Consider the following 23085-nt stretch of genomic DNA (forward strand, 5'->3'; position numbering starts at 1 on the left):
CCTCACCACCGCATTTCCTTGCGAAAACGCCGCAGCGAGGCGCGGGTTGTAGTCCCTTCCATACATACCGTCAAGCCTATTGTGAAAGGCCGATGACAGCAATTTTGCGGTCGGGACGAAGAACCATCTTATCCCCAGGGCATCTTTCCCGCAATCAGCTTCTGCTCCCCCCTTGTATCCAGCGCCTCTGGCAACCTTATACACTGAACGGCGGAATGAACGGGGGCGGAAGCGAGCGAAATGTTTGGCATAACCCATGCGCCCGACTTCGATCATCCCGGCCTGATCTGGTTCAACACCCGAGGCCCTATTTCACTGGCCGACCTGCGCGGGCGTCTCGTCATATTGGATTTCTGGACCTTCTGCTGCGTCAACTGCCTGCATACTTTGCCGGTCCTCCGCCTGATCGAGGACACCTTCGGCGAGAATGTGGCGGTGATCGGCGTCCACAGCCCAAAATTCACCCATGAGTGCCACGCGGAGTCCGTGGCCAAGGCCATCCAGCGCTACGACATCCGCCATCCCGTGGTGCACGATCCCCAGACCATTCTATGGGACGAGTATTGTGTCCGGGCCTGGCCGTCGCTGGTTTTCATCTCGCCCGACGGCATGGTGATCGGCCAACTGACGGGAGAGCCCGACCCCGACATGCTGCTGAACGGGGTCGCCGCCATGCTGGAGCAATTCCGTCACGAGGGGCAATTGTGCCACACGCCGCTCGGCCAGATCCTGGCCGCCTCGCTGCATCAAGGCGGAGCGCTGCGCTTTCCCGGCAAGATCAAGCCCTGCCCTGATCGGGACGGCACCAAGCGTTGGGCCATCGCCGACAGCGGCCATCACCAGATCGTATTCCTGGATGACGGCGGCCGGGAATTGCGGCGCTGGGGGTCTGGTCGTCCCGGATTCGCCGATGGAAGCATCGACGCCTGTTTCAACGGCCCGGAAGGATTGATCTGCGACGAAGCCGCCATCTATGTCGCCGACACCCGCAATCATGCCATCCGCCGGATCGACATCGCTAGCGGCTTCATCACCACCCTAGCCGGTGACGGACGGCGCGGTGGAGCGCTTTGCATGGAGGGCGCACCACCGGAAACGTCCCTGGCATCGCCCTGGGATCTTGCCTTGTGGCAGGGCTCGGTCTATTTCGCCAATGCGGGCAGCCATCAGATCGGCCGCCTGGACCTGGCCGACGGCATCATTCATCTGGTGGCGGGAAGCGGGGCCGAGGACATCGTCGACGGCCCCGGCGAGCATGCCCTGCTGGCCCAGCCCAGCGGCCTCGCCCTGTGCCCCAGTGGCGACTGCCTTTATCTGACCGATGCCGAGACCTCTTCGGTGCGTCGGCTCAGCCTGGACGGCAGCGCCCGCATCAGCACCGTCACCGGCAGCGGATTGTACGAATACGGCGATGCCGATGGGGATTGCGACCATGCCAGCTTCCAGCATCCGCTGGGCCTGACCATGGCGGGCGAGCGGCTGCTGGTGGCCGACAGCTATAATTCGGCGCTGCGCATGGTGGATCTGGCCGCCGCCACCGTCACCAGCATAAAGCCCCGCTGCCGCGACGATGTCTGCATCCCCTGGGCGGAACCGGCGGGCATCGCCGCCGACGGCCCCGATCGGCTGCTGCTCAGCGACACCAACAATCACCGCATCGTCGAGATCAACCTCGCCGATCTGACCTCGCGGACCTGGTTCGGGTAAATTCTATAAATTGCCCCTCAATCGCCGGGCGCTCACTCCGCTCGCTTGGCTCCCGCGCCACGAGGCGCGCGCGCTCAACGCGCCAACTCAGTGCCAGTGAGTGAACTCACTGGCACGTCGAGACTACTGCGCCAGGAACCGGGCGATACGGTCATTGGCCTGAGCGATGCCGCCCACCCCATTGAGATGCCCCATCGGCCCGTCCAATTCCTGATACGCCACCGGCGTGCCCTGGGCGGCCAGCAGATCGCGGACCTTACGGGTCGCCTCGGCATAGAGCAGTTGGTCATTGCGCGAGGGCAGCAGCAGGGTCTTGGCGCGGATGGCGCGCAAGCCCTCTTCCAGGCTGGACTTGCCGCCCACCTGGAACAGCTCGCAGGCCCGCGCCAGATAAATCAGGTGGTTGGCGTCGGACAGAGCGGCCCGCGCCCCGGCGGCCTTGTCGAACCAGCCCTGCACCGCGTAAGCGTTGCCCATGGCCTTCGCCGGATCCTTGTCCGCCTCGGCCCATTTGCGCCCTTGGGACTCGCCCCATTCGGGCGCCAGGGCATCCAGGGTGATCAGGCGAAGCGCCATGGTCAGCCCGTCCATCGGTTCCGGCCCGCCGTAATAGTCGCCGCCGTTCCATTTGGGATCGAGGGTGATCACCTGGCGCCAGTGGCGCAGCCGCTCGATGCCGTAGGCGTCCTGGGTGGCGCCGGGAATGACGGCGATGATGCGGTCCACCATCCCCGGATAGGCCGCCGCCCATTCATAGGCCTGCATGGCCCCCATGGAAGCCCCGATCACCGCGTGCAGCTTCCTGACCCCCAGCTTGTCCAGCAGGGCCTTTTGCACATTGACGAAATCGCGGATCTGAACCTGGGGAAAGCGCATGCCGTAAGGCTTGGCGGTGGCGGGATCGATGCTGGCCGGGCCGGTGGTGACGGTGATGCCGTCCTTGGTGTTGAGATTGGCCAGGGAATCGACGCCGATCAGGAAGTATTTGTCGGTATCGAGCGCCTTGCCCGAGCCGACGATGGCGTCCCAATAGCCGCGCGCCTTGTCATCGTCCTTGTAGCGTCCCGCGAAATGGGAACTGCCCGAGAAGAAGTGCGGTACCAGGATGGCGTTGTCGCCCGCCGCATTGAGATTGCCGATGGTCTCGAAACCCACCCGGACCTTGGCGATGGTCTCGCCGCCCACGGTGGTGTAGGGGCCGTCCATCTCGAAGCTCTGCTTGGTGATAAGTCCCTCATAGGCCGAGGCCGGTGCCGCCAGCACAAGTCCCGCCACCACCGACAAAGCCGCCATCAACGAACGCGCCATTGCCCCCTCCCCCGATAAACCAGATGCGGGAAAACTATGGCCGAAGAGTTCACCCGGGTCACTCATTCGAAAGCATAGGCCGCCCATATGGGGCAAGTGCCCGATTGAAGACGGCGGAAATCCGCCCATACTGAATGGAATGGGTTCAGGGAGCAGACCATGGCGGCGAAATCACGCACCGAGATCATCGACGATATCGAAGACTGCATCGGCCGCAACGGCGGCAATTTCGGCGAATGGTATGTGGGCTTCACCGGCAGCCCCAAGGCCAAGCTGTTCAACCAGCACAAGCTGAAGGACAAGGGCGACGCCTGGATCTCGCGGCTGGCCAAGGACGAATACGAGGCCCACGAGGTCGCCGAGTTCTTCCGCACCAACCGCAAGACCAAGGGCCCCGGCGGCCAGCCCGGCGACAACGATCTCTACGTCTATGCCTATAAGATGAAGTCGCACACCAAGCCGTAGAGGCCAATTAACTATAAAAATACACAGAAAAAACACTCATATCATTAGAAGTTGACCTGCCATTGCAATGCCTCCACTCAGAGACGTGGAACTTTATGCTCAATCTCCCTCTTCAATAGCATCATCAATCATATCTTTATATGTCTTTGGAGAGGGTTCCCCACCACCCATACTAATCGAGCGGGAAACCCGTAAAGCTAGACTATGATAAATGTGCTTTTTCTGCGCAAGACCGAGCTTCCCACGCTCAACTAACTCATCTATTACATCTAGATTTTCTCTTTTAAAATCAGCAATCCGCCTCCATCCTCTAAGAGATTGGATTAGCATCATAATACCAGTACCTAACATTGCCCATTCATAATGATCAAGCGAAGATGGGTTAATAACACCTATGAAATTTGTTCGTATCAGAGGGTCAAACAACTTAAAAATTCCATAAATTGACATTCCGAGAAATGCGCCAGAAATAACCGTATTGGTGAACTGGGCGACGCCGAATGAAAGACGGAGAAAAAGGCGAAGCTGCTCCATCATGCCCCCCTTACACCAACACCATTTGAAACATTAATACTCTCCGCACTATGTGACAGATCGTCATACACCTCCTTGTAGCCACCACTTGGACCGCCACCTGATCTTTTCTGACGCACTAGAAAATCGAACACCTCCATCATTTCGTAAGAATTAGATCCGAATTCCTGAGACTTCACCCCAAGATAGACCAAACCAGCATCAGCTACCAATAAAGCTGAAATTCCAGCAAAAAACAAACACAATATATAGTCGTAAAAAAACACATCACTCCAAATAATAACACAAATTGTCATGAACAATCCCGCTCGACGCAATCTGATTCTAATAATATCATGTGTAACAGCGCACATTAATCTCTTTGTCGCCTCATCGTCATTTCTTCCCATTTCATCACAACTCCACTCCACTACAGCGCCATCTATGACTTCTCCAATATACTTGAAAATATCACCTAAATAATGCCCAACAAAAACCACATACACGGGAAATATATATAAAAACACCGATACATACAGACCAACGCGTCCCCCTTCCGTGCCCAATGCCTTTATTACAACAATAACGAGCGAGACAACTCCAGCTATTGCAAGCAATATTATCGCCAAGCCGCTTGCTTTTTTTAAGGACGACAACACGACCCTTATTAGCTTTATGATAAAGTCATCCATCATTAATCTCTTGTATTTACAAAGCCGCAACACTTAGATGTGCCACAACTGCTTATGGCAGCCCATCATCTATGCATGATTAGCAAAAACACCACTAATTGGCAATATGTTTTGGGCACGCTATCAGGGTGTGGGAAATCTGGGTGCCTTAGCCACCTCCCCCTTGCCCTCCCCTCCCCCCGGCGGTCTATGCTGCGCTCCTTCGTCATTCCGGGAGGCCCCATGGAGCCGCGCCACAGCAACCGCACCACCGCCGAACGCGACATCGATTCGGTGCTGCATCCCTATACCAACCTGATCCGCCACAAGGAGGTGGGGCCGTTGGTGATCACCCATGGCCAGGGTGTGCGGGTGTTCGACGAGGCGGGCAAGGATTACATCGAGGGGCTGGCGGGGCTGTGGTGCACCTCGCTGGGCTGGGGCGAGGAAAGGCTGGTCCAGGCCGCCAGCGCCCAGATGCGCAAGTTGCCCTTCTACCACCTGTTCAGCCACAAGACCCATGACCCGGCGGTGGCGCTGTGCGACCGCCTGCTGGGCATGGCGCCGGTTCCCATGTCCAAGGTCTTCCTGGCGGGATCGGGCTCGGAAGCCAACGACACCGCCATCAAGCTGATCCATTACCGCGCCAATGCCCTGGGCAAGCCCGCCAAGAAGAAGATCATCGCCCGTGAAAAGGCCTATCACGGCGTCACCGTGGCCACCGCCGCGCTGACCGGTCTGCCCTTCAATCACCGGGGCTTCGACCTGCCCTTCTCCGGCGTGTTGCGCGCCGGATGCCCTCATCATTACCGCTTCGCCCAGCCGGGCGAGAGCGAGGAGGCGTTCTCCACCCGGCTGGCGGCGGAGCTGGATGCCCTGATCGTGGCGGAAGGCCCCGACACGGTGGCCGCCTTCTTCGCCGAGCCGGTCATGGGAGCAGGCGGCGTCATCGTGCCGCCCGCCGGATACTTCCCCAAGATCCAGGCGGTGCTGGACAAATACGACGTGCTGCTGGTGGTCGACGAGGTCATCTGCGGCTTCGGCCGCACCGGGCGCATGTTCGGAACCGAGACCTTCGGCATCCGTCCCGACATGATGACCCTGGCCAAGGGCTTGTCCTCCGGTTACGCCCCCATCTCGGCCTTGATGGTCAACGAGCGGGTCTATGGCCCGGTGGCCGAGGAATCGGGCCGCATCGGCGTGTTCGGCCATGGCTACACCTATGGCGGCCATCCGGTCTCGGCCGCCGTGGCGGTGGAGACCCTGAACATCTATGCCGAGCGCGACATCTTGGCCCATATCGCCAAGGTCGGCCCGGTGCTGCAGGACGGATTAGCGGCGTTCCGCGACCATCCCCTGGTGGGCGAGAAGCGCGGAATCGGCCTGATCGGCGCCCTGGAACTGGTGGCCGACAAAGCGGCCAAGACGCCGTTCGATCCCAAGCTGGCGGCGGGTCCGCTGGTGGTCGCCAAGGCGCAAAACCACGGGGTCATCCTGCGCGCCATGGGCGATTCCGTCGCCTTCTCGCCGCCCTTGGTCATTTCGGAGGCGGAAATCGCCGAGTTGCTGCGCCGCTTCGGCAAAGCGCTTGACGAAGCTCATGGCGATTTGACCCGTTAGAGCATTACACCGAGTACACTTGCATGCGGCCTTTTGCATCCTCTAGGATCGCCAAGGCTCGCGCTGCCGTCAGCGGCGCGGTGGGAGGAGCGTCATGGATTACGAGCATTACTTCGCCAAGCGGATCGCCGAGCTTAAGAGCGAAGGCCGATATCGGGTCTTCGCCGATCTGGAGCGCCAGCGCGGCCGCTTTCCGGTCGCCCTCAATTACCGCGACGGCAAGACCTATGAAGTGGTGGTGTGGTGCTCCAACGATTATCTCGGCATGGGCCAGCACCCCGACGTGATCGCCGCCGCCCACGAGGCGCTGGAGCGCTGCGGCGCAGGCGCCGGTGGTACCCGCAACATCTCGGGCACCAATCATTACCATGTGATGCTGGAAGAAGAGCTGGCCGCCCATAACGGCAAGGAAGCCGCCTTGCTGTTCACCTCGGGCTATGTGGCCAACCAGACCACCCTGTCCACCCTGGGCGCCACCATGCCCGGCCTCGTGGTGTTCTCCGACGAGCTCAACCACAATTCCATGATCGAGGGCATCCGCCACGGCCGCTCGGCCAAGCATGTCTTCCGCCACAACGACCCGGAAAACCTGGAACAGCTGCTGTCGGCCTATCCGAAGGAGACCCCAAAGCTGGTGGCCTTCGAATCGGTCTATTCCATGGACGGCGACATCGCGCCGCTGGCCGAGCTGTGCGACGTGGCCGAGGCCCATAACGCCATGACCTTCCTGGACGAGGTGCACGCCGTCGGCATGTACGGCGCCGAAGGCTCGGGCGTGGCCGAACGCGACGGCGTGCGCGACCGCATCACCATCATCCAGGGCACCCTGGCCAAGGCGGTCGGCGTGGTGGGCGGCTATATCGCCGCCAGCAATTCCTGCGTCGACTATGTCCGCAGCTTCGGCCCCGGCTTCATCTTCTCATCGTCCATGCCGCCAGCGGTGGCCGCCGCCGCCCTGGCCTCCATCCGCCATCTCCGCGCCCATCCCGAACTGCGCGACAGGCATCAGGAACGCGCCGCCACCTGCAAGCATCTTCTGACCGCCCGAGGCATCCCGGTGATGCCCTCGGTCAGCCATATCGTGCCGGTGATGGTGGGCAACGCCGCCCTGTGCAAGCAGGCCAGCGACCTGCTGCTGAAGGATCACGGCATCTATGTCCAGCCCATCAATTTCCCCACCGTTCCCGTGGGCACCGAGCGCCTGCGCATCACGCCGACGCCGCTGCACGACGATGCCATGATGGCCCATCTGGTGGATTCGTTCTGCGCGGTGTGGGACCAGTTGGACCTGCAGAAGATCCATCACCCCAAGGCGGTCAAGGCCGCCGAATAGACGCGAACGGTTATTCCGGCGGGCGAGACGCCCGCGCTCCTGACGCCATGGGAGCGCGGACGCCTCGCCCGCCTGTTTTTCACGCCGCGATGAAACGGGATCGGGGCGCCGGAACCACCATGGCGGGCCGGGGAATGTCCTTCATCAGGCCGGGGCCGTTGACCATGCCGAAGCCGCCCTTGACCACGCCGCCGACCACGCGGCGGCGCCTGGCGCTCCACAGATAGCAGCCGATACCGTCCCTGGCGGTGGATTCCTGGATGCGGTCCAGGGTCTCCAGCAAGTGTTCGTCGTCCATCTTTTCTTCCGGCAGCAATTCGGACAAATCCAGGCCGACCATGGACACGCCGATCTCGGCGGCAAGGGACGACCGCTTGGCCGAAAGATGGGTGCGCACCAGGACTTCGCGGCAAAGAGAGCGGACATAGGAGACGACGGCTTCCAGTTCCGGCGTGGCGGTGCCATCGGGAATGCCGAAGATTTCCACCACCAGCCTCGTGTTGCGGATCTGTTGGGTGAGGTCGGAAAACGGCACCACGATGCTGCCGCGCTGGTCCGAGGCCAGGGACGACCAACTGATGGGAACGATGACACTGGCCTGATTGGCGGCCTCGTCACCGCTGCGGGCACCGGCCTTGATGTCGCGCACCGCATTGGCCACCACGAAACGATCCAGGGTCAGCGCCGTCTTTTCATCGCCCGGAGGATAGGCGCGAACACCCTCGATGGGCTCGGCGCCGTCGCGGTCGATACGGATGATGCGGGCGCCATAGGCCGATATGGCCTCGCCCGAGGCAACCCAAGTGGGCCGCCACAGCAGCGACAGCTTGGCGGTGGGCGGCAAAGGCCCGATCATGTCGGGATCAAAGGCGATGGATTTCCTGGCGGAAGTCGCATCCATGGACTCCCAGCCCATGTCGTCGGCCTTGATCGCCTGATCGCCACGTCCCATGGATGTCCAGCGATTAGCACTTTCGGAAACGGTTTCCGGCCCGGAGCGGGCTCGGCGTTCGTCAACCGCGGCGCGGATGCGATGGGCGTGCAGATCGCCGTCATCGGCGACGGCATCGGCCACGAACACCTCGGCGGCGACCGCCATGGGCTTCTGATTCAGCGGCGTCTCGCCGCCGAACAAATGACGGCCCAGATCATCGATGATGCCCAAGGTGCACTGCCGCGCCTGATCGGGCGACAGCCTGGGGAAAGCGAGAATCCAGGAATCCTCGCCGTCGCGGCAGAACGGATTGTCGCGGCCGACATGGCGGCGGATGACCTGTTCGACGATCATGGCGACCTTATCGGCCAGCCGCGCCCACTTGTCGCCGACGGATTCGCGAAATTCGGCCAGGGAGATGATGTGCAGCCTAGCCTGCAGGGTGGGATCATTCAGCAGTTGATCACGCAGGGTATTGGCGGCCAATTCGGTGGCCTCTGTTCTCGACCGATTGGCCTGAACCTTCGCCTTGCCCACCGGGGCTTGGCTGTCCGGCGCGTCGTCATCCCAGATGGTTCGAAGCGACTGGGCCAGACGAAGCCAAATGCTCGTTGGTTTCGCAGACATATCCGCCTCCACCCACTTGCCGTCCCATGCGGAATTATAATACAAGACGCGCCAGTTAACCAAGACAAAAGACAGGGCATTTCGCTTGGTTATTAAGCAATAACCAAAACACATAACCACAATATTATTGTTACTTTAGAATTCGACTGGTCAATTGCGGAATCGCAGCGTCAGCAATGCGACGCGCTCATGGCCGCGCAAAATCCTGGGGCGCGGTCCGAACGGTCACAGACCGTGATAGGACTTGAACCAGTCGATGAAGGCGGGCACGCCGACGCTGATGGGGGTGGTGGGGGCGAAGCCCACGTCGCGCTGGATGGCGGTGATATCGGCGGCGGTTTCCTTGACGTCGCCCGGCTGCATGGGCTCGAACTGATACTGCGCCTTGCGCCCCAGCGCGGTCTCCACCAGGCCAATGAAATCCATCAACTGCTCGGACCGGTTATTGCCGATATTGTAAAGGTGGTAGGGCGGCTTGACACCGTCGTCCTTGGGGGGATTGTCCAGCACGCCGACCACGCCGGACACGATGTCGTCGATGAAGGTGAAGTCGCGCCGCATGTCGCCGTTGTTGAAGATCTTGATGGGATCACCGGCAATAATGGCCTTGGCGAACAGATAGGCCGCCATGTCGGGCCGCCCCCACGGACCATAGACGGTGAAGAATCGCAGCCCGGTGGTGGGAATGCGGAACAGATGGCTGTAGGAATGGCTCATCAGCTCGCCCGCCCGCTTGGTGGCGGCGTAAAGCGAGATGGGCGTATCGACCCGGTCATCCACCGAGAACGGCAGCTTGGTATTGGCGCCATAGACCGAGGACGAGCTGGCATAGACGAAGTGGCGGCACTTGCCCGAATTGCGGGCCAGTTCCAGCATCACCAGATGGCCTTCGATATTGGAATGGGTGTAGTCGTGCGGCGCCGTCAGCGAGTGACGCACCCCCGCCTGGGCAGCAAGGTTGATGTAGCCGGTGATGTCGGGATTGGCCTTCGCCACCTGCCCCATGGCGTCCCGGTCGGCGATATCGGCCCTGACGAAGCGAAAGCCCGGCAACCCCATCAACGTGCGCAGCCGCAATTCCTTCAGCGCCACATCGTAATAGGGATTGAGATTGTCAACGCCGACCACCGTCTCGCCCCGCGCCAGAAGGCGCTGGCAGGTATGGAACCCGATAAATCCGGCGGCGCCGGTGACAAGAACGGTCATGGGCAGAAGGCCTCTTCCATAAGCTCGGTTCCATATAGCTTGAACGCCTCGGGAAATCATCCCCCGTATTTTGTCATCCGGCGGTAATATCCTTGCATCCGACCGGTCTGGGGCGCCCGATCATTGCTATTTTCAGGCGGCGTCTTCCCGACGCGGTCCTTCGCACCACTTGTTAAAGGGTGGGGAGAGGAGAATGGCCGCCATGACCATCGCAGCCAGCGTCACGCTCGACGATAAATATGTTCAGGATCAGGGCCGGGTTTATCTTTCCGGCATTCAGGCCCTGGTACGGCTGCCCATGATCCAGCATTTGCGGGACAAGGCCGCCGGACTGAATACCGGCGGCTTCATCTCGGGCTATCGTGGCTCGCCGCTGGGCGGTCTCGACAAGGAGTTGTGGCACGCGGAAAAGTTCCTGTCGGGCCACGACATCAAATTCCAGCCCGGGCTGAACGAGGATCTCGCCGCCACCGCCGTGTGGGGCACCCAGCAGATCGGCCTGTTCCCTCACCCCGCCAAGGATGGCGTCTTCGCCATGTGGTACGGCAAGGGTCCGGGGGTGGACCGCAGCGTCGATGTGTTCAAGCACGGCAATTCCACCGGCACCGCGCCCCATGGCGGCGTTCTGGTGCTGGCCGGTGACGATCACGGCGCCAAGTCCTCCACCCTGGCCCATCAGAGCGAGCAGGTCTTCATGGCCGCCCAGATGCCGGTGCTGAACCCGGCCGGGGTGCAGGAGCTGATCGATTACGGCCTGTTCGCCTGGGCGCTGTCGCGCTATTGCGGCCTGTGGGTGGGGATGAAGGCTATTTCCGAGACGGTGGAAAGCTCCGCCTCGGTGATCATCGACCCCTGGCGGCAATCCTTCGTCATCCCCGAGGATTTCCCCATGCCGGAGGGCGGGTTGTCCATCCGCTGGCCACACAAATTCCTCGAGCAGGAAATGCTGCTGATGCGCCACCGCATTCCGGCGGCGCTGGCCTTCGCCAAGGCCAATCGCATCGACCGGGTGGTGGTGGATTCTCCCAATGCCCGCTTCGGCATCGCAACCACCGGCAAATCCTATCTGGACGTCCTGCAGGCCCTGGCCGATCTCGGCATCGACGAGGGCCACGCCGCCGAGATCGGCATCCGCCTCTACAAGGTGGGCATGAGCTGGCCGCTGGAGCAGGACGGCATCCACGCCTTCGCCGAGGGGCTGGACGAAATCCTGGTGGTGGAGGAAAAACGCCCGGTCATCGAGGAGCAGCTCAAGGCCCAACTTTACAACTGGCGGGAAAATGTGCGGCCCCGCGTCATTGGCAAGTTCGACGAGACCGGCGCCTGGATCCTGCCCTCGGCGGGTGAACTGACCCCGGCGGGGATCGCCCGCGTCATCGCGGCCCGCATCGGCCGCTTTTACACCTCGCTTCGAGTCAAGGAACGCCTCGACTGGCTGGACGCCAAGGAGCGCCAGTTGGCCGCCATCCCCCAGGGCTTTTCCCGCATCCCCTATTTCTGCGCTGGCTGTCCCCACAACACCTCGACCAATGTGCCCGAGGGCAGCCAGGCCATGGCGGGGATCGGCTGCCATTTCATGGCCACCTGGATGGACCGCGAGACCCTGACCTACACCCATATGGGCGGCGAGGGCGCCACCTGGATCGGCCAGGCCCCCTTCACCACCCGCAAGCACATGTTCCAGAATCTGGGCGACGGCACCTATACCCATTCCGGCTCGCTGGCCATCCGCGCCGCCTTGGCCGCCAAGGTCGACATCACCTACAAGATCCTGTTCAACGACGCCGTCGCCATGACCGGCGGCCAACCGGCGGAAGGGGCGCTGAGCGTGCCCATGATCGCCTCCCAGGTGCGCGCCGAGGGGGTCAAGCGCATTGCCGTGGTCAGCGATCAGCCCGACAAATACCCGCCCGACGCCGGTTTCCCGGCCGGGGTCAGCTTCCATCACCGCGACCAGCTCGACCTGTTGCAGCGTGAGCTGCGCGACGTAACCGGCGTCTCGGTGCTGATCTACGACCAGACCTGCGCCGCCGAGAAGCGCCGCCGCCGCAAGCGCGGCCTGATGCCCGACCCGCCGGAACGCATCTTCATCAACGAGAAGGTCTGCGAGGGCTGCGGCGATTGCGGCGTCCAGTCCAATTGCGTGGCGGTGGTGCCGATAGAGACCGAATGGGGTCGGAAGCGCGCCATCGACCAGTCGTCGTGCAACAAGGATTTCAGCTGCGTCAAAGGCTTTTGCCCCAGCTTCGTCTCGGTCAAGGGCGCCCAGTTGCGCCGCCACGCCTCCATTGCCGATCAACCCTTCCCGCCCCTGCCCGATCCGGTGCTTCCCGGCGCCGACAAGCCGTTCGGCATCATCGTCACCGGCATCGGCGGCACCGGCGTCGTCACGGTGGCCGAGGTGCTGGGCATGGCCGCCCATCTGGAAGGCAAGGGCGTCACCTCGCTGGACCAGACCGGGCTGGCCCAGAAGAACGGCGCCGTCATGAGTCATGTGCGCATCTGCGACGATCCCGCCAAGCTGCACGCGGTGCGCATCGCCGCCGGTCAAGCCCGGCTGCTGCTGGCCTGCGACATGGTGGTGGCGGCGGGCTACGATACCCTGGCCAAGCTGAAGCCCGGCCAGTCCATGGCGGTGGTCAACCAGCACGAATCCATGCCTGCCACCTTCACCCATGCCCCCGACATGGATTTTCCCGGCCGCACCATGCAAGACACCATTGGCGAGCAAGTGGGCGGCGGCGGCGTGGACTTCCTCGATGCCACGAGGCTCGCCACCACCCTGCTGGGCGATGCCCTGGCCGCCAACATGTTCCTGGTGGGCTATGCTTGGCAGAAGGGCGGATTGCCCCTGTCCGAGGAAGCCATCCTGCGGGCCATCGCGCTCAATGGCGCCATGGTGGAGTTCAATACCCAAGCGTTCTTGTGGGGCCGCCGCGCCGCCGTGGGTCTGGCGGCGGTGGAACGCAGCGCCGCCCCTCCGGCAGGCAGTGGCGATCATCGCCGCATGTCGCAAAGCATCGACGAACTCATCGAACGCCGGGTCGCGCATCTGACCGCCTATCAGGACAGCGCCCTGGCGCGCCGTTTCCTGGCCCGGATCGAGCAGGTCCGCGCGATGGAACGGCGCATGGCGCCGCACTCCCAGTCCCTGACCGAGGCGGCGGCCCGCTCGCTATCGAAGCTCATGAGCTACAAGGATGAATACGAGGTCGCCCGCCTGTATTCCGACGTCTCCTTCCTGACATCGCTGAGCGAGCAATTCGAGACCTGGGACCGTCTCGAGGTCCACCTCGCCCCGCCGGTGATGGGGGCGGGCAAGCGCCGCTTCGGCCCCTGGATTCTGAAGGCCATGCCGATGCTGGCCAAGCTGAAAGCCTTGCGCGGAACCTGGGCCGATCCCTTCGGCCACACCGCCGAACGCCGCACCGAGCGTGCCCTGATCACCGAATTCGAAGGAGTGCTCGACCAGTTGATCACCGGACTGAATGCCGCCAACCATTCCCTGGCGGTGGACATCGCCTCGGCCCCCCGGCAGATCCGGGGCTTCGGGCCGATCAAGGCCAAGGCGGTGGCGGAGTATCATGGGCAGTTGACCGTTTTGCTGGGCCGCTTTCACACCATCGGACAATAATCCGCCGATTGCGCTTGATTAACGGTCCTGCTCGCGTTTGACTTTCCCCATGATGGACGTCGAGGATCTGGAACTGGGCGACGAGGATACGGAAGCGGCGGGAGACGCCGCCGCCGCCATCATCGATGCCATGATGGAAGAAGCCCAACTGGCGCGGCGTGACGGCGACCTGGTCGGCGCCATCGCCTCTTACGGCAGCATCATCGACTCCGATCCGGGGCATACCGAGGCCCGCCTGGCCATGGCCGAATGCCATCGCCTGCTGCGCCAGCCCCGCGAGGCCCTGCAATGCTGCGTCAAGCTTCTTGCGGTCGATCCCGGCCATATGGGCGCGCGGGTGGAGATGGCCGAGGCGCTGCATCAGATGGGGCGCAACGAGGAAGCCCGCGCCATCCATGACCTGCTGCTGCACGAACGCCCCGATTCGCCGCTGACCTGGTGCGGACTGGCCCGGCTGCTGGCCGACGAGGATCATGCCCCGGCGGCGGAGGCCTGCCTTCGTCGCGCCCTGGCGCTCGCTCCCGGTCATGGGCCGTCCCTTGCCGCGCTGGCCCGCCATCTCGCCCGGTTCGGCCGCCATGCCGAGGCGGTGGATGGCTTTCACGACGCCATCGCCCTGGCCCCCGACCAAGCGATGCATCACGCCGGGCTGGCCGCCTCGCTGCTGGCGCTTGGCCGCATGGACGAAGCCGCCCAGCGGGTGGAGCGCGCCTTGCTGCTGGACGAGGGTTGCGTCGAGGCGCATCTCGTGCGCGCCGATCTGAAATTGATGACCGGGCGGCTGGATGAATTCTGGGAAGACGCTCAGTGGCGTTGGCTGCAACCCGGCGTAAACCGTCCGTTCCTGCCCGGAAATCACTGGGATGGCCGGTCTATCGGCGGCAAGACGCTGCTGCTCCATGCCGGTCTCAGCCTGTCCAACTCCATCCGCATGGCGCGCTTCGTCTCCCTGCTGGCCGAGATGGGGGCTCGTGTCGTCTTGTGGATTCAGCCCGGTCTGGCGCCGCTGCTGGAAAGTCTTGACGGGGTCGACCGCGTTCTGCGCAACGACCGACCGGTGCCCCTGGACCTCGACATCGACCTGTTCGCCGCCCTGACCGATCTGCCGCGACTGCTGGGCTTCACCTTGGCCGATATTCCCGATACGCCTTGGCTGGAGGCACCGCGCCGTAAGCGCCGCCCCATCGTGGCGCCGCCCGGCGCAGCCCTCAAGGTCGGGCTCGCCTGGGCCGGCCGCGATCTCGACGCCGCCATTCCGTTTCCCCAATTGCTGCGACTGGCCGAAATCCCCGGCCTCGTGCTGTTCGCCCTGGAATTCAGCCTGGATGCACCGGTGGCGGCCCTCTCGGCCGACCCCTCGCTGGTCACCGATCTTGGCCCCACCGTGGCCGATTACGCCGATCTGGCCGGACGTATCGCCGAGTTGGACGTGGTGGTCGCCGCCGATTGCGTCACCGCCCATCTTGCGGGCTCCATGGGCAAGCCGGTGCTGCTGATGCTGCCCAGCAATGCCCATCCCCGCTGGATGCGCGATACCGACCGCTCGCCGTGGTATCCGACCATCACCCTGTTCCGCAAAGACAGCCCCGGAGATTGGCGCGCGGTGATCGAACGGGTCGGCACCGCCCTTGGCCATATGGTGGCGGAGAACCGCCGAATTCGTGACGAGCAAAGACATCGGGCAGCCAGCGCCGCCGCCATTCAACAGGCCTTTCTCGCCGCCCATCTCCGCCCCGGCGACCTGCTGGTGGACTGCCTGTCCGGCGACGGGGAATTCATTCCCGCGCGCGGCGACGTGGAAACCCTGGCGGTCGAGCCCAACGCCAAGATGACCGAGACGCTGCGCGACCGCTTCGGAATGGTGTCCACGGTGGAGATCATCCCGGCGGCTCTGGGCACCGAGGGAACCACGTTCCTCGCCTCGCCTGCTCCCAAGGGGGGGCGTCGGGTTTTCGCCGTGCCCCCCGGCATTCCCGGTCATGGCGAAACCATAAGCCTCGACCATGTCCTGGCCCAACGCCCAGGCCTCGCGGCACGACGGATCGTGCTCCGGTTGGGCCAGACCGGCTGGGAAGCCGATATCTTGGCCGGACTCAAGGACCGCCAAGCCGCCGTGATGGTGTTCGAGCACCGGCAGGGCGCCACGGCCGCCGCCCAGGCCAAGGAGGCCGGTTTCAGCCTGTGGCGCCTTGCCTCGGGCATCGCCCACGGACCGGTCGCCGCCTTCGCCGACGAGCCGGGCATGGTATTGGCGCTGGCGCCCGGCATCAACCCGGTGGAGCATTACGGCCCCCCGGACGTTCCGCCCTCGCCGCAAGACATCGCGGATGCGGCGGAAGAGGCCGAACGCCTGACCCGCGACGGCATCGCATTGCAGGCGACGCGACGGCTGGGCGACGCAGCCGCCGCCTATGCCCAGGCTCTCATGCGCGACCCATTCTGCGCCGGTGCCAACGCCAACAAGGGCGTGATGATGCATATGGCGGGCCGCCGCGACGCCGCCATATCGTGCTACCGCCGGGCGCTCGGCCAGGGCCTCACCGCCGGAGTGGCGGCCAATCTGGGCACCGCGCTGCGTGAGTTACGTCGGTTCGACGAGGCCGAGATCGCCACCCGCCAGGCCCTGGACTCAAGCCCCGACAATCCGGATTTTCTCTATGACCTTGCCTTGCTGCGGCGCGATCAAGGCCGGTTGGCCGAAGCCGCCGCGTTGCTGCGACGGCTGACGGAAAAGCGGCCGGGGGCCGACTGGACCCTGGTGCAGATCCTGCTGGCCTCCGGTCACATGGACGAAGGACTCGCCAAATTCGGCACCCGGCCGGGAATCCCATCGCCCAGGCCGGAATTGCCCGCCTGGAAGGGCGAGCACCTGGCGGCCGCCACCGTCCTGGTCCATCAGGATTGCGATCTGGCCGACGCCGTCATGATGGCCCGCTTCATTCCCCAGATCGCCGCTCGGGGCGGCTTGGTGGTGCTGCATTGCCATGCCGAACTGGCGGCGTTACTCGATGATGTGAGCGGTGTCGAACAGGTCGTCGTCGGCGACGACCTGCTGCCGACTTGCGAGCGCCGCGCCGCCCTCAGCCAGTTGGGGCGTTTGCTGCGGGGGGCTCCCACCGGAAGGCCCTCGTCCCTGTCCTATTTGAACCTTCCCGATCACGTTCGGCCAAGACGGTTCGCCAAGGATGACCGGCTGCGCGTGGGGCTGTGCTGGGGTGGCCGCCCCGCCGGGCGCGCCTGCCGCCTGACCGACCTTCTCAATCTGGCCGCCGATCCGGAACTGGCGCTGACGGCACTGGGCGGCGAGGAGCTGCTGGAGGACATCCTGACCGCGGGAACCCACACATTGGTGGAAGCAGCGACTCCGCCACCCGTGGATCTGGCCGAGACCGCGGGCATCATCGCCGCCATGGATGTGGTGGTGGGCGGCGACACGCCGGAACTGCATCTGGCCGCCGCCATGGGAAAGCCCGCCTGGGTGCTGCTGCCCGACGCCTTCAACTGGCGCTGGCCGCAAGGGCGCGAGGATAGTCCCTGGTATCCCACCGCCCGCGTCTTCCGCCAATCCGCCGACGGGTCATGGGGCCACGCGCTCTCCCGCGTCGCGGCGGGCTTGCGGGTGCTGGCGGCCAAGAAGCGGGGATAGAAGTGCGGCCGGGACGGCCGCGCTCCGCGGCGTGGCCTCCTGCCCGCCCTACATCTCGGTTATGGGCGCGACGTCGTCATAGACCTTGACCACCTGTTCGGTGGCGGGGTCGATTTCCATCAGCCGGACCTCGTAGCCCCACAGATTGGCGATGTGACGCAATACCCTGACCGCCTCGGACCCGTCCAGCAGCATGCCGCTTTCGGCGAAGTGATGCACGATGAGGCGGCGATCGCCCGCCAGATCCACGTCGACGATCTGGATGTCGGGTTCCAGATGGGCGATGTCGTAGCTGCGCGCCAGCGCCTTGCGCACTTCGCGGTAGCCGCGCTCGTTATGGATGGCGGCCACCTCCATCTCGGGGTTCTCGGCGACGTCGTGAATCTTGAACAGCTTCATCTTGCGGATCAGCGCGGGCGACAGATATTGCAGCAGAAAGCTTTCGTCGCGGTAATCGGCCCAGGCCTGGCGAAGGGTGCCGTAGGGGTCGTTATTGCCGGCGAAGTCCGGGAACCACTGGCGGTCTTCCTCGGTGGGTTCGATGCACATGCGCTTGATGTCGTTCATCATGTTGAAGCCCAGCGCATAGGGATTAAGGCCGGAATAGCGGCGGTCGTCGAAATCGGGCTGGAACACCACCGAGGTATGGGAATGCAGGATTTCCAGCATGGCCCCGTCGGACAGCAGCCCCATTTCATGCATGCGGTTGACGATGGTGTAATGGGTGAAGGTGGCGCAGCCCTCGTTCATCATCTTGGTCTGCTTCTGGGGATAGAAGTACTGGGAGATCTTGCGCACGATGCGGATCAGCTCGCGCTGCCAGGGCGCCAGCTTGGGCGCCATCTTCTCCAGGAAATACAGCAGGTTTTCCTCGGGCAGGCCCAGTTGGCGCTTGCGCTCGGCCAGTTCCTGGGAACCCTTCTTTCCCGCCGGGCCCTTGGGCACGGTCCGCCACAGGTCGTTGTACATCTTCTCCTGATAGGCCAGACGGTCGGCCACCCGCTTTTCCTCCTCGGCCAGATCGGGCGTGCGCTTGCGGGGATATTTGTGGACGCCGTGGCTCATCAGGGCGTGGGCGGCGTCCATCACCTTTTCCACCGCCTTGTTTCCGTAGCGCTCCTCGCACTGGGCCACATAGCCCTTGGCGAATTCCATGTAGTCCAGAATGCCCTTGGCGTCGGTCCACTGCTTGAACAGGCCGTTGTTCTTGAAGAAGTGGTTGTGGCCGAAAGCGGCATGGGCGATCACCAGCGTCTGCATGGCCATGGAATTCTCTTCCATGATGTAGCTGATGCAGGGGCTGGAATTGATAACGATCTCGTAGGCCAGACCGCGCATGCCCTTGCGGTACATGGTCTCGTCGCGGGCGAAATGCTTGCCGAACGACCAGTGCTTGTACATCAGCGGCATGCCGATGGAGGAATAGGCGTCCAGCATCTGCTCCGAGGTGATGACCTCGATCTGATTGGGATAGGTGGCGAGGCCCATCTCGCCCTTGGCGATCTCCTCGACGGCGTCATAGACCCGCTGGATCTTCTCGAAGTCCCAGTCGGCGCCGGTGAACAGCAGTTCGCGCTTGGCGGGGGGCTGCTTCTTCATGCCTCGCCTCCCCCACCGGCCCAGGCGGCATTGTCATGGCGCTCCTTGGCGAACAGGTCGCGGAAGACAGGGAATATCTGGCTGCGCACCCGCACGCGGCGCATGGCGAAATTGCCGCCCGGCTTGGCGAATTCCTTATAGGTCCGCCACAGGTCGGAATCGCGCCCTAGCCAATCCTTGTATTCGGCCCCCACCTCGATATAGGCGAAATACTGGCATAGCGGCAGGATGGCGGTTTCCAGCAGTCCGGCGGTCTTGGCATTGTCCGACGAGGTGTTGTCGCCGTCCGAGGCCTGGGCGCAATAGATGTTCCAGTCCGCGACGGGATAGCGGTCCTTGATCACCTTTTCCATTTCCACCAGGGCGGTCGACACCACGGTGCCGCCGGTCTCGGTGGAATAGAAGAAGGTCTCCTCGTCCACCTCCTCGGCCTCGTGGGTATGGCGGATGAACACCACTTCCACATGGCGGTAGCGCCGGTTGAGGAACAAGAACAGCAGCATGAAGAAGCGCTTGGCCAGATCCTTCATGTGCTCGGTCATGGAGCCCGACACGTCCATCAGGCAGAACATCACCGCCTGGGTCACCGGCCGGGGTACATGCTCGAAGCGGGAATAGCGCACGTCCAGCGGGTCGATATAGGGCACCCGCTTGCTCTTGGCGATCAGGCGGTCGAATTCCAGGCGCAGCGCCGACAGCCGTTCGGGGTCGTCGCCGGATTCCTCCAATGCCCTGATCTCGTCTTCCAGTTCCCGCAGTTCGGCGGGCTTGGGGCGTTTCAGGGCGATGCGCCGCGACAGCGAATTGCGCATGGTGCGCACGATGTTGAGATTGGCCGGAGACCCGGTGACCGAATAGCCCGCCCGCATGGGCGTGGTGGATTCGGTCTGCTTCATCTTCTTCTTGACCAGATCGGGCAGTTCCAGATCGTCGAGGAAGATGTCGAGGAATTCGTCGCGGCTGAGCACGAAGGCGAAATCATCCTGGCCCTCGCCGTCGGGGCTGCCCTCGTTGCCGCCGCCGTCGGCGTCCTCGTCCTCGGGTTTCTTGATGCGGTCGCCTTCGACGAAGTCCTTATTGCCCGGCACCACATAGTCGCGGATGCCGCCCTTGGCGGCGCGGTGGAAGGTGGGTTCGCGCAATCCGTCGGCGGGAATGGAAATCTTCTCGCCGTTGTCGATGTCCTGGATGGAGCGCGCCCCCGACGCCTCGCGCACCGCCTTGACGATCTGGGCGCGGGCGCGGCGCAGGAACCTCTGCCGGTTGGCGAGGCTCTTGCCCTTGGGGTTCAGACGACGGTCGATAATATTCATCTGTTCTGCCCTCAGTCGCCGGGCGGTGCCTCCGGCCCCTTGGCTTTCGCGCCACGAGGCGCGCCGGGCCTTGCCCGCAACTCCGAGCGATCAATCGCTCGTCGATCCCCCCTTGTGGGGGAGGGTTGGGGTGGGGGGCCTCGGCCTCACCCCGCCTGCTTGACCCGCATGTACCATTCCACCAAACGGCGGACCTGGCGTTCGGTATAGCCCCGGCTCATCATGCGTTCGACGAATTCCGAGTGCTTCTTCTCGGAGTCGGAGTCCTTCTTCGAGCCGAAGCTGATCACCGGCAGCAATTCCTCCACCTGGCTGAACATGCGCCGCTCGATCACTTCCCTGATCTTCTCGTAGGAGGTCCAGGACGGCGACTTGCCGCCCTGCGACGCCCGCGAGCGCAGGGCGAACTTCACCACCTCGTTGCGGAAATCCTTCGGGTTGGCGATGCCGGCCGGCTTCTCGATCTTGGAGAGTTCCTGGTTCAGCAAGTCGCGGTTGAGCATCTGGCCGGTGTCGGGATCCTTGAAGTCCTGATCCTCGATCCAGGCGTCGGCATAGTCCACATAGCGGTCGAACAGGTTCTGGCCGTAGTCGTGATAGCTTTCCAGATAGGCCTTCTGGATCTCGTTGCCGATGAACTCGGCGTAACGGGGCGCCAGTTCACCCTTGATGAATTCCATGTATTTCTTCTCGGTGTCCTCGGGGAACTGCTCGCGCTTGATGGCTTGCTCCAGCACATACATCAGGTGCACCGGGTCGGCGGAGACCTCGAAGGTGTCGTAGTTGTAGGTGGACGACAGAACCTTGAAGGCGAAGCGGGTGGAGATGCCGTCCATGCCCTCGTCGACGCCTGCCGCGTCCTTGTATTCCTGCATGGGCTTGGCCTTGGGGTCGGTCTCCTTGACGTTCTCGCCGTCATAGACCCGCATCTTGGAATAGAGGTTGGAGTTCTCGTGCTCGCGCAGGCGCGACAGCACGGCGAAGCGCGACAGCATTTCCAGCGTACCCGGCGCGCACGGCGCCTTTTCCAGTTCCGAGGTGTCGATCAGCTTGTCGTAGATCTTCAGTTCCTCGGTGACGCGCAGGCAATAGGGCACCTTGATGACGCAGATGCGGTCGATGAAGGCTTCGTTGTTGCGGTTGTTCTTGAAGGTCTGCCACTCCGCCTCGTTGGAATGGGCCAGCACGGTGCCGAGGAACGGCATGGCGCCGATATTCTCCGAGCCGATATAGTTGCTTTCCTGGGTCGCGGTCAGCAGCGGATGCAGCATCTTGATGGGGGCCTTGAACATCTCGACGAATTCCAGCAGGCCCTGGGTGCAGCGGTTGAGCCCACCTGAATAGGAATAGGCGTCGGGATCGTTCTGGCTGAACATCTCCAGCTTGCGGATATCGACCTTGCCCACCAGGGTCGAGATATCCTGGTTGTTCTCGTCGCCCGGTTCGGCCTTGGAAACCGCGATCTGCTTAAGGCGCGACGGATAGAGCTTCACCACCTTGAACTTGGAGATATCGCCGCCCAGCTCGTCCAGGCGCTTGACCGCCCAGGGGCTCATCAGGCCGGGAAGACGGCGGCGCGGAATGCCGTATTTATCTTCCAGCACCGGCCCCATGGTTTCGGGGTCGAACAGGCCCAGCGGACTTTCGAACAGCGGGCTGATCTCCTTGCCGGCCTTCAGCACATAGATGGGATGGACCTCCATCAGCGCCTTCAGCTTCTCGGCCAGGGACGACTTGCCACCGCCCACCGGGCCTAGCAGGTAGAGGATCTGCTTACGCTCCTCCAGCCCCTGGGCGGCATGGCGGAAATAGCCGACGATGCGCTCGATGGTCTCTTCCATGCCGTAGAATTCGGAAAAGGCGGGATAGACCTTGATGGTGCGGTTCATGAAGACCCGCGACAGCCGCGCATCCTTGGCGGTGTCGATGATCTCGGGCTCGCCGATGGCGGCGATCATGCGTTCCGCCGCCGAGGCGAACATCATGGGGTCGTCGCGGCAGCCTTCCAGATAGTCCAGCAAGAAGAGGTCCACTTCCTTGCGACCCTCATAGGCTCGCGAGTATCGGGCAAAGATATCGTCGGAGTTTGCCATATCACCACTCCATTCCCAGGGTCTATTCAGCCACCGCCCAAGGCGCCGAGATGCCGACCGCCGTCGGGCGGGGCCTCACATATATGTTTGGACTGGGCGTCGCAAAGTCACGGGGGGGGCGCAAAGATTTCCGCCGACGGTTCGTTGCATAGGCGGCAACGTTGGTCAGGGAACCGCCGGGGCGGTTCGAGACGGCGGTATGGAAAGCGAAAGACCACATGGCGTCGTCCTTCTCATAAGCGTCCACTCAATGCCATCCTAGGCGCTCGGTCCTTAACAAAGTCCTTTGACGCAAAAGAAACGGCCATCCTGAAGGCTGACTCCAGGATGGCCGATCATTGTGGCGGAATTGGGGGCGGGGTGTGAACGTGTCATCCCGAGCGCCCGCGCCCGCCTGCGTTTGAGGCCATCACCTT

At 63.1% G+C, this 23085-nt stretch carries 14 protein-coding genes; 6 read left to right on the plus strand and 8 right to left on the minus strand.

All coding sequences use genetic code 11. The features are described 5' to 3' along the window. The first annotated feature begins 240 nt into the window (after nucleotides 1–240). A complete protein-coding gene (locus tag CU669_RS17590) occupies nucleotides 241–1707 on the plus strand; it encodes a redoxin domain-containing protein (protein WP_112146909.1) in 1467 nt (488 codons plus the stop codon). A 123-nt stretch (nucleotides 1708–1830) separates the two neighbouring features. Here CU669_RS17590 and CU669_RS17595 read toward each other — a convergent pair whose 3' ends face one another. Beyond that, nucleotides 1831–3015 carry an E22 family MetX-like putative esterase gene (locus tag CU669_RS17595; RefSeq protein WP_192884633.1) on the minus strand — a complete coding sequence of 395 codons (1185 nt, stop codon included), beginning with the start codon at nucleotides 3013–3015 and terminating at the stop codon, nucleotides 1831–1833. A 159-nt stretch (nucleotides 3016–3174) separates the two neighbouring features. Between CU669_RS17595 and CU669_RS17600 the strand changes: the two genes are divergently transcribed. Next, nucleotides 3175–3480, plus strand: coding sequence for a hypothetical protein (locus CU669_RS17600; protein ID WP_112146910.1), 306 nt, complete (start codon nucleotides 3175–3177; stop codon nucleotides 3478–3480). Nucleotides 3481–3579: 99 nt separating this feature from the next. On the opposite strand, the gene CU669_RS21190 is transcribed toward CU669_RS17600, so the two are convergent. Both CU669_RS21190 and CU669_RS21195 read right to left on the minus strand, forming a co-directional pair. Continuing rightward, on the minus strand, nucleotides 3580–4017 hold the full coding sequence (locus CU669_RS21190; RefSeq protein WP_146747778.1) for a hypothetical protein: 438 nt from the start codon (nucleotides 4015–4017) through the stop codon (nucleotides 3580–3582). Then, nucleotides 4014–4688, minus strand: coding sequence for a hypothetical protein (locus CU669_RS21195; RefSeq protein ID WP_161539712.1), 675 nt, complete (start codon nucleotides 4686–4688; stop codon nucleotides 4014–4016). The genes CU669_RS21190 and CU669_RS21195 overlap by 4 nt, the downstream gene beginning before the upstream one ends. A gap of 219 nt (nucleotides 4689–4907) precedes the next feature. Between CU669_RS21195 and CU669_RS17605 the strand changes: the two genes are divergently transcribed. Further along, nucleotides 4908–6284: an aspartate aminotransferase family protein gene (locus tag CU669_RS17605; RefSeq protein WP_112146943.1), complete on the plus strand. Its 1377-nt coding sequence runs from the start codon at nucleotides 4908–4910 to the stop codon at nucleotides 6282–6284. A gap of 94 nt (nucleotides 6285–6378) precedes the next feature. Next, the gene (gene hemA / locus CU669_RS17610) at nucleotides 6379–7617 is read left to right on the plus strand and encodes a 5-aminolevulinate synthase (RefSeq protein WP_112146911.1); all 1239 of its coding nucleotides are present in this window, start codon (nucleotides 6379–6381) and stop codon (nucleotides 7615–7617) included. A 79-nt stretch (nucleotides 7618–7696) separates the two neighbouring features. On the opposite strand, the gene CU669_RS17615 is transcribed toward hemA, so the two are convergent. Both CU669_RS17615 and CU669_RS17620 read right to left on the minus strand, forming a co-directional pair. Continuing rightward, the gene (locus CU669_RS17615) at nucleotides 7697–9178 is read right to left on the minus strand and encodes a hypothetical protein (protein WP_112146944.1); all 1482 of its coding nucleotides are present in this window, start codon (nucleotides 9176–9178) and stop codon (nucleotides 7697–7699) included. A gap of 225 nt (nucleotides 9179–9403) precedes the next feature. After that, the gene (locus tag CU669_RS17620) at nucleotides 9404–10384 is read right to left on the minus strand and encodes an SDR family NAD(P)-dependent oxidoreductase (RefSeq protein ID WP_112146912.1); all 981 of its coding nucleotides are present in this window, start codon (nucleotides 10382–10384) and stop codon (nucleotides 9404–9406) included. 202 nt (nucleotides 10385–10586) lie between these two features. Between CU669_RS17620 and CU669_RS17625 the strand changes: the two genes are divergently transcribed. Beyond that, nucleotides 10587–14018 carry an indolepyruvate ferredoxin oxidoreductase family protein gene (locus CU669_RS17625; RefSeq protein ID WP_112146945.1) on the plus strand — a complete coding sequence of 1144 codons (3432 nt, stop codon included), beginning with the start codon at nucleotides 10587–10589 and terminating at the stop codon, nucleotides 14016–14018. Nucleotides 14019–14067: 49 nt separating this feature from the next. Further along, on the plus strand, nucleotides 14068–17664 hold the full coding sequence (locus CU669_RS17630) for a tetratricopeptide repeat protein (protein ID WP_112146913.1): 3597 nt from the start codon (nucleotides 14068–14070) through the stop codon (nucleotides 17662–17664). Between the two features lie 48 nt (nucleotides 17665–17712). Here CU669_RS17630 and CU669_RS17635 read toward each other — a convergent pair whose 3' ends face one another. The 3 genes from CU669_RS17635 to CU669_RS17645 all read right to left on the minus strand — a co-directional run bounded on the left by CU669_RS17635 (nucleotide 17713) and on the right by CU669_RS17645 (nucleotide 22669). Continuing rightward, nucleotides 17713–19263: a SpoVR family protein gene (locus CU669_RS17635; RefSeq protein ID WP_112146914.1), complete on the minus strand. Its 1551-nt coding sequence runs from the start codon at nucleotides 19261–19263 to the stop codon at nucleotides 17713–17715. Next, nucleotides 19260–20576 (minus strand): YeaH/YhbH family protein, encoded by a 1317-nt coding sequence (locus CU669_RS17640; protein WP_112146915.1) that lies wholly within the window; start codon nucleotides 20574–20576, stop codon nucleotides 19260–19262. The genes CU669_RS17635 and CU669_RS17640 overlap by 4 nt, the downstream gene beginning before the upstream one ends. 146 nt (nucleotides 20577–20722) lie before the next feature. Further along, on the minus strand, nucleotides 20723–22669 hold the full coding sequence (locus CU669_RS17645; protein ID WP_112146916.1) for a PrkA family serine protein kinase: 1947 nt from the start codon (nucleotides 22667–22669) through the stop codon (nucleotides 20723–20725). Nucleotides 22670–23085 lie beyond the last annotated feature (416 nt).

This window comes from Paramagnetospirillum kuznetsovii (assembly GCF_003284725.1).
In the GTDB taxonomy this organism is placed as follows: Bacteria; Pseudomonadota; Alphaproteobacteria; order Rhodospirillales; family Magnetospirillaceae; genus Phaeospirillum; species Phaeospirillum kuznetsovii.